This window comes from Curtobacterium sp. B18, assembly GCF_000333375.1.
Classification (GTDB): Bacteria; Actinomycetota; Actinomycetes; order Actinomycetales; family Microbacteriaceae; genus Curtobacterium.
In genome coordinates this window covers 1-12,567 of record NZ_BACZ01000114.1, presented here as the reverse complement: position 1 = coordinate 12,567, position 12,567 = coordinate 1, and the positions used below count along the sequence as shown (strand labels likewise).

12 protein-coding genes and 2 pseudogenes are annotated in these 12,567 nt (G+C 72.9%); 4 read left to right on the top strand and 10 right to left on the bottom strand.

The window, feature by feature from the left end:
* Positions 1-207 (top strand): annotated as a pseudogene (locus I5E_RS26195) (ABC transporter ATP-binding protein); the annotation flags it as partial.
* Positions 182-664, top strand: a complete 483-nt coding sequence (locus I5E_RS03180; protein ID WP_261974848.1) for an amidase family protein — start codon at positions 182-184, stop codon at positions 662-664. The pseudogene I5E_RS26195 and the gene I5E_RS03180, both read left to right, overlap by 26 nt.
* A gap of 240 nt (positions 665-904) precedes the next feature.
* On the opposite strand, the gene I5E_RS03175 is transcribed toward I5E_RS03180, so the two are convergent.
* The 6 genes from I5E_RS03175 to I5E_RS03150 are packed head-to-tail and all read right to left on the bottom strand — an operon-like array spanning position 905 to position 6,943.
* Positions 905-1,687 (bottom strand): ABC transporter ATP-binding protein, encoded by a 783-nt coding sequence (locus I5E_RS03175; RefSeq protein ID WP_022905715.1) that lies wholly within the window; start codon positions 1,685-1,687, stop codon positions 905-907.
* Positions 1,684-2,502 (bottom strand): ABC transporter ATP-binding protein, encoded by an 819-nt coding sequence (locus I5E_RS03170; protein WP_022905714.1) that lies wholly within the window; start codon positions 2,500-2,502, stop codon positions 1,684-1,686. Before I5E_RS03170 ends, I5E_RS03175 begins: the two co-directional genes overlap by 4 nt.
* Complete coding sequence (locus I5E_RS03165; RefSeq protein ID WP_022905713.1) at positions 2,499-3,398, bottom strand: ABC transporter permease; 900 nt, start codon at positions 3,396-3,398, stop codon at positions 2,499-2,501. Before I5E_RS03165 ends, I5E_RS03170 begins: the two co-directional genes overlap by 4 nt.
* Before the next feature lie 13 nt (positions 3,399-3,411).
* Positions 3,412-4,365, bottom strand: a complete 954-nt coding sequence (locus tag I5E_RS03160; RefSeq protein ID WP_022905712.1) for an ABC transporter permease — start codon at positions 4,363-4,365, stop codon at positions 3,412-3,414.
* A gap of 37 nt (positions 4,366-4,402) precedes the next feature.
* On the bottom strand, positions 4,403-5,938 hold the full coding sequence (locus I5E_RS03155) for an ABC transporter substrate-binding protein (RefSeq protein ID WP_022905711.1): 1,536 nt from the start codon (positions 5,936-5,938) through the stop codon (positions 4,403-4,405).
* A gap of 57 nt (positions 5,939-5,995) precedes the next feature.
* Complete coding sequence (locus I5E_RS03150) at positions 5,996-6,943, bottom strand: alpha/beta fold hydrolase (RefSeq protein ID WP_022905710.1); 948 nt, start codon at positions 6,941-6,943, stop codon at positions 5,996-5,998.
* Between the two features lie 64 nt (positions 6,944-7,007).
* Between I5E_RS03150 and I5E_RS03145 the strand changes: the two genes are divergently transcribed.
* The gene (locus I5E_RS03145; RefSeq protein WP_022905709.1) at positions 7,008-7,904 is read left to right on the top strand and encodes a siderophore-interacting protein; all 897 of its coding nucleotides are present in this window, start codon (positions 7,008-7,010) and stop codon (positions 7,902-7,904) included.
* 35 nt (positions 7,905-7,939) lie between these two features.
* Positions 7,940-8,728: an ABC transporter ATP-binding protein gene (locus tag I5E_RS03140; protein ID WP_022905708.1), complete on the top strand. Its 789-nt coding sequence runs from the start codon at positions 7,940-7,942 to the stop codon at positions 8,726-8,728.
* Positions 8,729-9,178: 450 nt separating this feature from the next.
* On the opposite strand, the gene I5E_RS03135 is transcribed toward I5E_RS03140, so the two are convergent.
* The 4 genes and pseudogenes from I5E_RS03135 to I5E_RS03120 form a co-directional block, all read right to left on the bottom strand.
* Positions 9,179-9,535, bottom strand: coding sequence for a hypothetical protein (locus I5E_RS03135; RefSeq protein ID WP_031261316.1), 357 nt, complete (start codon positions 9,533-9,535; stop codon positions 9,179-9,181).
* A gap of 2 nt (positions 9,536-9,537) precedes the next feature.
* Positions 9,538-10,943, bottom strand: a pseudogene (locus I5E_RS21060) (dihydrolipoyl dehydrogenase family protein).
* Between the two features lie 63 nt (positions 10,944-11,006).
* On the bottom strand, positions 11,007-11,828 hold the full coding sequence (locus tag I5E_RS03125; RefSeq protein ID WP_022905706.1) for an arginase family protein: 822 nt from the start codon (positions 11,826-11,828) through the stop codon (positions 11,007-11,009).
* 46 nt (positions 11,829-11,874) lie between these two features.
* The coding region (locus I5E_RS03120; RefSeq protein ID WP_022905705.1) for a PspA/IM30 family protein at positions 11,875-12,567 on the bottom strand (693 nt) is incomplete at its 5' end.

Here is a 12,567-nt window from a genome sequence, read left to right as displayed (position 1 = left end):
GGCTACGACTCGTACCTCGAGGAACGCGAGATCGCCCGCCAGCACAAGCGCGACGCCTACGAGGAGTTCGCGTCCACCAAGGCGGACCTCGTCTCCCGCGCCCGCACACAGCGCGAGTGGTCGAGCCAGGGCGTCCGGAACGCGATGCGCAAGAACCCCGACAACGACAAGATCCGTCGTCGTGCTGCCTCCGAGTCGAGCGAGAAGCCCCGGGATCGACCTGACGGAGTTGACGCCCCTGGTGTCGTGGCTCGTCGACCGCGGCCGCACCCTGACCGGCACACGGGTACTCGACGCGATGACGGCGCTCGACACGTTCTCGGCCGCACTCATCGGCACCTTCGACCGGTTCGACGCTGTCCTCACGCCGACCCTCGCGCTCACGCCGCGGCCGCTCGGCTGGTACGGGGACGACCCCGAGGAGGACTTCCGCCGCCAGTGCGCGTACTCACCGTGGACGTCGATGGCGAACGTGGCCGGGCTGCCGGCGATCACGCTGCCCGTCGGGGTGACGGACGAGGAGCACCCGGACGGCGCCGGACTGCCGATGGGTGTGCAGCTCATCGGGCGTCCCGGTGGCGAGCGGGTGCTCCTGGCGATCGGCGCGCAGCTCGAGCGGCGGCTCCGGTGGCAGCGGCGGCACCCGGCGGCCTGGACCGCCTGACCCAGCGGCGCCGGGCGCTGGCGTGCGGCGAGCCCCTTGGGGACGGCGAGCCCGTCGGGGACGGCGAGCCCCTCGGGGACGGCGAGCCGGTGCGACATCGTCGTGGTCGTACGACGTCGGAGATGTCGCTCCTGCGCGTCCGCAACGGTTGCGCGCGCGGGGGAACGACATCGTCGCTGTCGTACGACGTCGACGATGTCGTTCCGAGTCCGCCCCCGACGACGCACCGCACGGCCCGCCCTACGGCAGCGTCGGCGCCGCATCCACCAGGGCCCGGGTCACCGGGTGCTCCGGCGCGTCGAGCAGGGACACCGGCCCGTGCTCGACGATCCGCCCCGCGGACATCACCGCCACGGTGTCGCACAGCCGCTGCACCACGCCGATGTCGTGCGACACCAGCACCAGGGTCAGCCCGAGGTCGTCGGCGAGCGACCGGAACAGGTCGATCACGCGGGCCCGCACCACGACGTCGAGGGCGCTCATCGGTTCGTCGCCGAACAGGATCCGCGGGGAGTGCACCACCGCCCGGGCGATCGCGATGCGCTGCCGCTGCCCCCCGGAGAACTCGTGCGGGTACCGGTCGACGGCCTCGGCGGGCAGGTCGACCCGCTCCAGGACGTCACGGACCAGCTCGCGGTGGTCCCCATCGATCCGCAGCGCCCGGAGCGGTTCCGCCACGATCGCACCGACGCGCATCCGCGGGTCGAGCGAGGCGTACGGGTCCTGGAAGACCACCCCGGTCTCGCGACGGAACCAGCGCATCGCGGCCGCTGATGCGGACGCCACCACCGGACGACCGGACGCGGTCACGGTGCCGGCGGAAGGCGCCTCCAGGCCGGCGAGCAGCCGCACCAACGTCGACTTGCCGGAACCGGACTCGCCGACGATCCCGAGACGCGCGCCGGGCGCGACGGACAGGTCGACCCCGTCGACCGCGGTCCGGACGGGGCCTGGCTCGAACGGGCCGCGGCGGGGGAGTCGGTAGGTGCGGTGCAGGCCCTCGGCGTGCAGGACGTCGGTCATGCGGAGTCTCCGGTCCGTGGGGCACGGCGGGCGGTGGCGCGGGCGGCGTCGACGAGCGCGGCCGTCGCGGGGTGCTGCGGCGCCGCGAGGAGTCCGGCGACCGAGCCCTGTTCGACGACCCGGCCGGCGTCGAGGACCACCGCGGTGTCGGCGATCCGTGCGAGGACGGCGAGGTCGTGCGTGACGAACACCATGCCCGCGGTGAGGCCCTCGAACAGCTCGAGGATGCGCGCCTCGGTCGTGACGTCGAGCGCGGTGGTGGGTTCGTCGGCGACGAGGTAGGACGGCTGTCCCGCCATCGCCATCGCGATGCAGATCCGCTGCCGCTGCCCACCGGACAGCTGGTGCGGGTACTGCCGCACGAGCGACTCGGGGTCCGGCAACCCGACCCGGACCGCCAGGTCGAGCGCCCCTGCCGCTGCCGCGCGTCGGTCGAGCCCGCGGTGCAGCCGCAGCGGTTCGGCGATCTGCGCGCCGACGCGACGGAGCGGGTCGAGCGCGGTGCCGGGTTCCTGGAAGACCATCGCGATGCCGGCGCCGCGGTGACGGGCGCGCTCCCGGTCGGGCAGACCGACGAGCTCGGTGCCGTCGAGCCGGATGCTGCCCGTGACGCTCGCCCCCGCGGGCTCGAGACCCATCAGGGCGAGCGAGGTCATCGACTTGCCCGACCCGGACGCGCCGATGACGCCGACGCGACGGCCGGGAGGCACGGTGAACGTCACGTCGTCGAGGATCGTCCGACGGTCGATGCGGACCGTCAGTCCGCGCACCTCGAGCCCGGAGGCTCGGGTGCCCGGCGTGGTCGCGTCGCTCATGCGGTCACCCCCGTGCTCGACGTGGTCGGGTCGTCCGGCGTGCTGGGCGTCGCCGCACCACCGGCCGCACGGTCGCTCGTGGTCAGGCGCGGGTCGGTCGCGTCGCGGACGGCATCGCCGAGCAGCGACAGGGCCGCGACGACCAGGGCGATCGCCGCACCGGGCCAGGTCGCGCTCCACGGGTGCACGCCGATGTACGTCTGCAGGTCGGACAGCAGGCTGCCCCACGAGGCCGTGTTCGACCCGGCGCCGTAGCCGAGGTACGACAGGCCGGCCTCGGCGAGGACCGCGGTCGCCATCGCGAGCGACAGCTGCACGGTGAACAGGGGCGCCGCGTTCGGCACGAGGTGGCGGAACAACACCCCGGCACCGCCGACGCCCGACGCCCGCGCCGCGGTGACGTAGTCGCTCCGGGCGATGCGGCGGATCTCCCCGCGGGCGACCCGGGCGATCGTCACGCCGAAGGACAGGCCGACGCTGACGATCACGACGCCGAGCGACCCGCCGGCGATCGCGGTGAGGAGCATCGCGGTCAGGAGGGTCGGGAACGCCACGAGGATGTCGAGCAGGACCGCGGTGCCCTCGCGGACCCAGCGCGCGGTGAGCGAGCCGATCGCGGTGAGGACCATGCCGACGACGCTCGCGATCACGCCGGAGCCCACCGCGACGAGCACGGTCGTGCGGGTGCCGGCGAGCAGGTAGCTCGCGATGTCCCGACCGGAGGCGTCGGTGCCGAACCAGTGCGCCGGGCTCGGTGGTTCCCACTGGTGGAAGGGGTCGGCGCGGAAGGGGTCCTGCGGCGTCCAGACGAGCGACACCGCGGCGAGGACGAGGAGCAGGCCGAGGACGACCACGGCGAAGACCCCGGTCGGTCGGGCGACGAGTCGGCGGATCACGCGGACACCCCGTTCATCCGGACACCTCGCGCTGGCGGGGGTCGAGCGTGCGGTGCACCACGTCGACGGCGAAGCCCACGAGCAGCACCAGCCCGGTGAGCACGAGCAGCTCCGACTGCACCTTCGTGACGTCCCGTCGGCCGACGTCGGTGACGAGCATCCTGCCGACGCCGGGGAGCGAGAAGAGCTGTTCGACGACGACGGCCCCGACGAGCAGGCCGGCGATCTGCACGCCGAGCACGGCCAGCACCGTCAGGGCCACCGAGGGGAGCCCGTGGCGGAGCAGCGCCTGCGTCCGGGTGAGCCCGACGGCCGCGGCCGTCCGGACGTGGTCGGCGTCGAGCACGCTGAGCGTCGCCGACCGGGTGAACCGCAGGATCACGGCACCCTCGACAGCGCCGATCGTCAGCGCGGGCAGCACGAGCGCCGCGAACGCCCGTCCGGGCTCGTCCCACCCGTCGAGCGGGAAGCCCTGCGTCGGCAGCCAGTGCAGCGTCACGGCGAACAGCGCCACGAGGAGCATGCCGGCCCAGACGATCGGGATCGAGGCGACCGCCTGCGCCAGGAACGCGATCACGGCGCCGCCCGGACGCCGACGGAGCACCGCCGCGAGCACGCCGAGCGGCACCCCGATGACGAGCGCGGCGACGAGGGACATGCCCGCGAGCGGCAGCGTGACGCCGAGCTTCTGGGCGATCTCGGGTGCGACCTGCCCGTCGGTGACGAGCGACCGGCCGAGGTCGCCGCGGAGGAGCCCGCCGATCCAGTCGAGGTACTGCACGACGACCGGTCGGTCGAGCCCGAGCTGCTGTCGGAGCTCGGCGACCTGCGCCGGCGACGCCTGCGTGCCCGCGACGATCTGCGCCACGTCCCCCGGGAGCACCCGGAGCGTGGCGAAGATGATGACGCTGGCCACCAGCAGGCCGACGACGAGCAGGAGCACCCGCCCGATCAGGAACCGGGTCACGACACCGGCGCTCCGGGAACCGTGGTCCCTGCCAGGATCACTTGACGGCGAGCTTCGACAGGTCGAGGCGCGAGTTCGTGCCGTCGTAGGGGAACCCGGTGACGCCCTTCCGGACGGCCGTGATCGACGTCGCCGTGTAGAGCCACTCGCCGGCCGCGTCCTCGCTGACGATCTTCGCCGCCTTCTGCAGGTCGGCGACCTTGGTGGCCTCGTCCGTCGCGGCGACCGAGTCGGCGTAGAGCGACTGCACCTCGGCGTTGTCGTACCCGAAGTAGTAGTCCGGGTTCGCCCAGTTGCCGAAGTCGCGCGCCTCGACGTGGTTCACCATCGAGAGGTCGAAGTCGCGGGTGCCGCTCTTCGGCGCCTCGAACACCTGCGACAGCCACGTGGCGAAGTCGACCCGCTTGACCGTCAGCGTGATGCCGACGTCGGCGAGCTGGGACTTCAGCACGTCGCCGATCGTGGCGGAGTAGATGTTCGCGTACGTCAGCGTGAGGTCGAGCTTCGGGTGCCCCGCCTCGGCCAGGAGCTTCTTCGCGTTCTCGGGGTCGTACGCGTCGATGTCGGTGAGGTCCTGGTAGCCCGGGTCGAGCTCCGGGATCGGACCGCCCTGCTCGACTCCGGTGCCGCCGATCGCCTTGATGATCGCCTTGGCGTCGATCGCCTGACGGATCGCCTGACGGACGCGCTTGTCGGTGAAGGGCGCCTTCTGGTCGTTGAACGCGAGCGTGTACTTGTCGGTCGTCTTGCCGGTGTGCAGCGAGATGTCCGAGCTGTTCTCCAGCTGGCTCTTCAGCGTGCCGTCGACGGAGGTCTGCACGTCGAGGTCGCCGTTCGCCATGGCGTTCACCGCGGTGGACGGCTGGGTGATGTACCGGAAGACGACCTTCGCGACCTTCGCCTTGGTGCCCCAGTAGTCGGCGTTCCGCGCGAAGGTCAGCGAGTCGCCCTGCTTCCAGCTCGCGACCTCGTACGGGCCGGTGCCGTTGGCGGAGTCGGACAGGTCGTTCTTCGCGGCTTTCTCGAGTACGAGGCCGGCGCGCCCGGTCAGGTTCCAGAGCAGATCGGAGTCGGGCTTGGCGAGCTTGAGCTCCACGACACCGGAGGACGGCGAGGTGATCGACGTCACGTTCGCGAGCTGCGCGGAGTCGACGTACGACGCGTTCGACTTGACCTGCTGCAGCGACCAGACGACGTCGGCGGCGGTGACGTCCTTGCCGTCCTGGAAGGTGGTGCCGTCACGCAGCGTGAACGTGTACGTCAGGCCGTCGTCCGACACCGCGTGCTTCGACGCCAGCACGTCGCGGACGCCGCCGTCCGCCGTGCGGCCGACGAGCCCCTGGTAGACGTTGTCGATGAGCACCTGGTCGAGGGCGGCACCGGACTGCGTGCGGATGTCGAGGCTGGTGGGTTCGAGGACGAGGCCGACGCGGACGGTGGCGTCGGTGCCGCCGTTCTCCGTCGAGGATCCGGAGCATCCGGTCAGCACGAGGGCCGAAGCGACGACGACCGCGGTGGCGGCGACGACCGCGCGGCCGAGACGTGCGGTGCTGCGGGCGGGGAGCGGACTCATGGGTGGTGGGTTCCTTCCGGCGCGGTGGCGACGGTCGTCGCGCGCGCTTGCACGAGGTTAGCGGCGGCCGGGGTGCTCCGGCGACGGTTGTTCGATCGGATGCAACAAACCGTTACCTTCCGCCCATGCCCGGATCGCTGCGGCCAGTTCGAGGGGTGCCTGGTTCTGGACGGCGTGCCGGGCCGCGACCGTGACGATCTCGGCCTCGGGCAGGCGCTCGGCGAACTGCGTGTGCAGCTTCGGGGACACGTACCCGCGGTCGCCCCGGACGAGCAGCACCGGCACGTCGAGGGCCTCGAGGTCGGGCCACGCGTCCGCGAAGCGCCCCACCGACGAGGTGCGTCCGGCGGGCAGGTGCGGGAAGTGGTGGCGCCGGACGAGCCGGCCGTCCGCGCCGAGCCTGGTGGTGTGCCGGGCCTCGCGGAGGAGCACCTGACGGTCGTCCCCGACCCGGGCCTCGACGGCACGCTCGACCACCTGGTCGAGCGACGTGAACGGCTCCTCGTCCTCGAGGGCGCGGGCGATCCGGTCGACGGCCCGCTGGGCGAAGTCCGGCGACATGTCGACCAGGACGAGACCGGTGACGCGCTCCGGGGCGGTCGCGGCGAGCCGGGCGGCGAGGATCGCGCCGAGGGAGTGGCCGACGACGATCCCGGGCGGGACGTCGAGCGCCCGGAGGGCCGCGAGCACGTCCGGCGCGGTGGCACCGGCGCCGTAGTCCGCGTCCTCGCGCCAGCCGGACCGGCCGTGGCCGGGCAGGTCCACGGCGACCGCCGGCTCGCCGACGGCGAGCGCGGTCTGGTCGAAGCTGTGCGCGTCGATGCCGAGCCCGTGCAGGTAGGTGATCCGCGCCTCCCGACCGTCCGCCGTGTCCCACCGGATCGCGGCGATCTCCTGTCCGGCGGTGGTGCGGACCACCTGCCTGGAGGCGCGCATCGGCGCCGTCACGCCGCTCGCGCGAGCGAGGTCGGCCAGGTCGTGGAATTCGTCGTCGGCATCGGGCACGGGGACGATCCTCGCACCGTGCGGACCCTTGGGGCTCTTAGGTAAGGCATGCCATACTTGGGTCGTGACAGCCCGGTACCGTGTCTTCTCCGTCCGCGTGGCGGCCGTCACGTCGCTCACCCCGCACTTCGTCCGGGTGACCCTGACGGGCGACGCCCTCGCCGAGTTCTCGTCGGTCGGTCTCGACCAGCGCATCAAGATCGTGCTGCCGATCCCCGGCCACGGCTTCACCGACCTGCCCGACGGCGAGGACTGGTACGGGGCCTGGCGTGCCCTGCCGGACGCGATCCGGAACCCGCTGCGCACCTACACGGTCCGGTCGTTCCGCCCGGACGCCCGCGAGCTCGACATCGACTTCGTCGCGCACGGCGACACCGGACCCGCCTCGCGCTGGGTCTCGGCGTGCCGGGTCGGGGACGAACTCCGCATCGTGGGGCCCGCCGTGCCGTCGTCGCCCGCCGAGCTCCCGACCGGTGCGGCCGAGTTCGACCCCGGCGCCGCGGACCGGATCCTGCTCGCCGGTGACGAGACCGCCGCCCCCGCCATCTGCGCCATCCTCGAGGCGCTCGACGTCGCCACCGTCGGCCACGTCTTCATCGAGGTACCGACCGACGCCGACCGCCTGCCGGTGTCCGCGCCCGCCGGCGTCGAGGTCCGCTGGATCGCCCGGAACGGTGCCTCGCACGGCGTCCGGATGACCGACCACGTGCACGCATGGGCATCGACGGTCGCCGCCGGGCCCGCGTGCGGCGACGGAGCGGACCTGCAGGACGTGGACGTCGACGAGCAGGTGCTCTGGGACATCCCCGACGCCGAGGCGTCGCGGCCCGTGTACGCCTGGATCGCGGGTGAGGCCGGCTGCGTGAAGGAACTCCGACGCCACCTCGTGCGCGGGGTCGGGCTCGACCGGGAACAGGTCGCGTTCATGGGGTACTGGCGGCACGGCAAGGCCGAGAATTGAGCCCTTCCGTCGACGGTGCCGGGTCTGCGTCGTCTGTGCCGACGACCGCGCTCGGGGCCCGGGGGCTGACGCTCGCGTACGACGACCGCGTGGTGGTGTCGGCGCTCGACGTCGACATCCCGGACGGGGAGCTCACCGTCATCGTCGGGCCGAACGCGTGCGGCAAGTCGACGCTGCTGAAGTCGTTCGCGCGGACGCTCAAGCCGACCGCCGGCACCGTGTACCTCGACGGGGCTCCGATCTCGTCGCTCCGCCCCAAGGCCGTCGCGCGCCGCATCGGGATGCTCCCGCAGACGCCGATCGCGCCGGACGGCATCACCGTCCGCGACCTCGTGTCCCGCGGGCGCTTCCCGCACCAGGACCTGCTGCACCCGTCCTCGGGGTCGGACCGCCGTGCCGTGCAGGCCGCACTCGAGCAGACGTCGACCGTGTCGCTCGCCGACCGCGGCGTGGACGAACTCTCCGGCGGGCAGCGACAGCGCGTCTGGATCGCGATGGTGCTCGCGCAGGAGACCGACATCGTCCTGCTCGACGAACCGACCACGTTCCTCGACATCGCGCACCAGTACGACGTGCTCGAACTGGCGTCGGCGTTGCACGCGGCCGGTCGGACGGTCGTCGCGGTGCTGCACGACCTGAACCAGGCGGCGCGGTACGCCACCCACGTGATCGCGATGCGGGACGGGTCGATCGTGGCCTCGGGGCCGCCGGCGTCGGTCGTGACCGAGGAGCTGGTCGAGGACGTGTTCGGGCTGCCCTGCGTCGTCGTGACCGACCCCGAGACCGGCACGCCCCTCGTGGTGCCCCGGCGCCGCGCGGCCTGACGCGCGCGGGCGCGCCGCGGGCGCGCCGCGCGAGCGGGCGCGACACGCGGCTCGCGTCCGCCGAGCGGGCGGAACCTGCCGCTCGCCCTCACCGAACGGGACGTATTTCGCCCGCTCGAGCTCCGCGCGCCGCCGCGCGAGCAGGCACGACACGCCACTCGCGTCCGCCGAGCGGGCGGAACCTGCCGCTGTCCCGCGTCGAACGGGACGTATCCCGCCCGCTCGGGCCGACGCGTCCGGTGAGCAAGGGACGCCGGACTGGAGGCGAAGGGCGGGCTCGCGCCGTGCCTCCCGTCCGGCCGCGCCTGCCAGCTGAGCGGGCACGACATGCCGCTCGCGTCCGCCGAGCGGGCGGGACCTGCCGCTGGCCCGCGTCGAACGGGACGTATTTCGCCCGCTCGCGGAGGCGGGGCGGGGGCGGGGCGCGGGCGGGGGCACGGCGCGGGCGCGTCAGCGGTAGTTGCCGTCCTCGAGTCCGGCCTCGATCTCGAACCGGTTCCGCAGGGGGTCCCGCCCCGCCAGCGCGTACACGAGGGGCATGAGCATCCCGTAGCGCCGCCACTGGTCGACGTGCACCCGCTCGTGCCGCAGGACCCGTTCGCCGTCGTTGTCCCGCGTCAGGTACACCGACCCCACGCAGGTGCCACCACGGCGGAAGACCCACCGCGGCAGCCCGGTGCAGACGATCAGCCCGTCGACGACCCGCACCTCCCCGGTGGACAGCGGGACGCCGACGGCGAGGCCGACCGCGGTCGCGAACGCCCACCCCGCCCGGGACACGGGGGAGTCGAGCAGGGGGTTCCGCACCGCTACTCCGGGCGGCCGTAGGTCTCGAGCAGCCGCAGCCAGATCTCGTTCATGGTCGGGTAGGCGGGGACGGCGTGCCACAGGCGGTCGACCGGGACCTCGCCCACGACGGCGATCGTCGCGGCGTGCAGCATCTCGGCGACGTCCTGTCCGACGAAGGTCACACCGACCACGACGCCACGGTCCTCGTCGACGACCATCTTCGCGCGCCCGGTGTACCCGTCGGCCTGCAGCGAGGCGCCCGCCACGTTGCCGAGCTCGTACTCGACCGCCCGGACGTTCAGGCCCTGTTCGCGGGCCTTCGCCTCGGTCAGGCCGACGCTCGCGACCTCGGGGTCGGTGAAGGTGACCTGGGGGACCGCCGCGTGGTCGGCGGTGGCGACGTGCGCGCCCCACGGCTCGGTGTGCAGCGGGGAGCCCTGGTGCCGGGCGGCGATCGCCTCGCCGGCGGCGCGGGCCTGGTACTTGCCCTGGTGGGTGAGGAGTGCCCGGTGGTTGGCGTCGCCGACCGCGTACAGCCAGTCGGTGCCCTGCACGAGCATGGTGTCGTCGACCTGCAGCCAGTCACCGGGGGTGAGGCCGACGGTCTCCAGCCCGAGGTCCTTCGTGTGGGCCGAACGACCGGTCGCGGCGAGCACCTCGCTCGTGACGACCGTCGTCCCGTCGTCGAGCGTGGTCGTCACGAGGCCGTGCTCGTCGCGGTCGACACGCGTGGGGTTCACACCGGTGCGGACGTCGACGCCGAGCTCGCGCAGGGCATCGGTGACGAGCTCACCGGCGAACGGCTCCATCCCGCCGAGCAGTCCGTGCCGGGCGACGAGGGTGACCTTCGACCCGAGGGAGGCCCAGGCGGTCGCGAGCTCGGAGCCGCCCCCCCGCCGCCGATGACGAGCAGGCTCTCCGGGACCTCCTTCGCGCTGGTGCCCTCGCGCGTGCCCCACGGCTTCGCGTCGGCGAGACCCGGCACGTCGGGGAGCGCGTGCACCGAGCCCGTCACGAGCGCGATGGCCCCCGCTGCCTGGTAGGTCGGGCCGTCCAACCTCAATCGTCTTTTCGCCGGTGATCCCGGCGTGGCCCCCGGATCAGGTTCATGCCCGCGGACTCGAGCCAGGAGACCTGGCCGTCGTCCTTCCAGTCCGAGGTGAAGGAGTTCCCCCGGGCGAGCACGTGCGCGGCGTAGAGGTCGCCCGTGACCGCTTGCGCAGCACAGTCGAGCCGCTTCGCCGCAGCCAGGGCGTGCCCGCTCCGCAGGAGCGCCTTCGAGGGCATGCACGCCCAGTAGGAGCACTCACTGCCGACGAGCTCGGCTTCCACCACGGCGACGCTCAGGCCGCGCTTCTTGGCGTAGTCCGCCAACGTTCTCGCCGAATGCGCCGGCGCCGATCACGATGAGGTCGTAGTCCGTCATGCGGCCGAGCGTACGCGCGACGGCATGGGTCACGCCGAGCGACGTGTGCCCCGGTGGCGTCCGTCAGGCCGTCCGGGAAGCGCTCGTCAGCGCGCCTACCGCACGGAGGATCACGCCGAGGTCGTCGACCGCGCGGTCGGGGTCCACCGGCGCGAACCCGGTGAGTGCCGCGCCCGCGAGTCGTCGCCCGCGCGTGGCGGCCTGGATCCGCTCGACGAGCCCGGCGCCGTCGAGGCCGAACGGCACGGGTTCGAGCAGTCCGTCGACCTCGGACGGGTCGAGCACGTCGAGGTCGACGTGCACGAAGACCGCCCCGGCGCCGGTTGCGGCGACCGCCGCCGCGATCGCGTCCGGCGTGGCGGCGTCGACGTCGAGGTGCACGATGCCGGCGCGGTCGAGGGCGTTCGTCTCGGCGTCCTCGACACCGCGGACCCCGGCGACGACGACGGACGTCGGTGCGAGGGTGGGCAGCGCGGGGAAGAGGTCGTCCGGACGGTCGACCAGGATCCGGAGCACCGCGGTCTCGGCGGCGAGCGGCTGGGCGCGGTTCAGGGCGCGGAACCCGCTCGACCCCGCGATGCGCACGAAGGCGGTGTCGGCGCCGAGGCCGACCGTCGCGCCGAGGACGCTCGCACCGTCACCGCCGACGACGAGGACCGGTTCGCTCGCGACGGTGGTCTCCTCGGCCACCCGCTCCGCGACCGCGAGCACCGAGGTGTACCGGGCGACGGCGGTCTCGAGCCGGTCGCCGGCTCCGGCGGGGACGTCGACCACGGTGGTGGATGCGCGGGGGAGGTCGGCCGCGATCGCGGCGGCACCGTCCCCGAGGCGCATCGCACGGGACGACGCCGAACCCTGCCACTGACCGACCACGAGGAAGTGCATCGTGCCAGTCTGTCAGGCGCGGTCCGGCGTCGTTCCGAACGGTGTGTCAGAGGCTCGACGAACCGCCGGACTTCAGGGCGGCGAGGCGCGCTTCGACCTCGGCGTCCTTGCCGACGTCCTCGAGGCTCTCGAACTGGGCGTCGAGGCTCGACGACTGCAGCTCCTGCTGGCCGAGGACCTTCGCCTCTTCGCGGCGGACCTTCTCCTCGAAGCGACCGAGGTCGCTCGTCGGATCGAGGACGTCGATGTTCCCGAGCGCGTCGTTGACCTTGGACTGCGCCTCGGCCGTCTTCGAGCGTGCGACGAGGTTGTCGCGCTTCGAGCGGAGCTCCTCGAGCTTCTGCTCCATGCCGGCGAGCCCGGCCTTGAGCTTCTCCACCGCCTCGTTCTGCGAGGCGAGGTTCGGCTCGGCGTCCTTGACCTCCTGCTCGGCGGCGATCTGCTTGCCGATCGCGATCTTGGCGAGGTTGTCGAACTTGTCCGCCTCGGCCGTCTTGCCCTCGGCGCGGTACTTGTCGGCCGCGGTGGAGGCGTTGGCGGCCTTCTGCCCCCACTCGACCGCGGCCTTCTTGTCCTCTTCGTGGTCCTGCTCGAGCAGTCGGACGTTGCCGATCGTCTGTGCGATCGCCGTCTTGGCGTCGGCGATGTTGTTCGTGTAGTCCCGCACGAGCTGATCGAGCATCTTCTGCGGATCCTCGGCGTTGTCCATGAACTGGTTGATGTTCGCCCGGACCAGGGT

Excerpts from the sequence above, each read along its gene's own strand:
- I5E_RS03155 (WP_022905711.1), bottom strand. The coding sequence starts at position 5,938 with ATGAGTCCGCTCCCCGCCCGCAGCACCGCACGTCTCGGCCGCGCGGTC.
- I5E_RS03125 (WP_022905706.1), bottom strand. The coding sequence starts at position 11,828 with ATGCACTTCCTCGTGGTCGGTCAGTGGCAGGGTTCGGCGTCGTCCCGT.
- I5E_RS03170 (WP_022905714.1), bottom strand. The coding sequence starts at position 2,502 with ATGAGCGACGCGACCACGCCGGGCACCCGAGCCTCCGGGCTCGAGGTG.
- I5E_RS03175 (WP_022905715.1), bottom strand. The coding sequence starts at position 1,687 with ATGACCGACGTCCTGCACGCCGAGGGCCTGCACCGCACCTACCGACTC.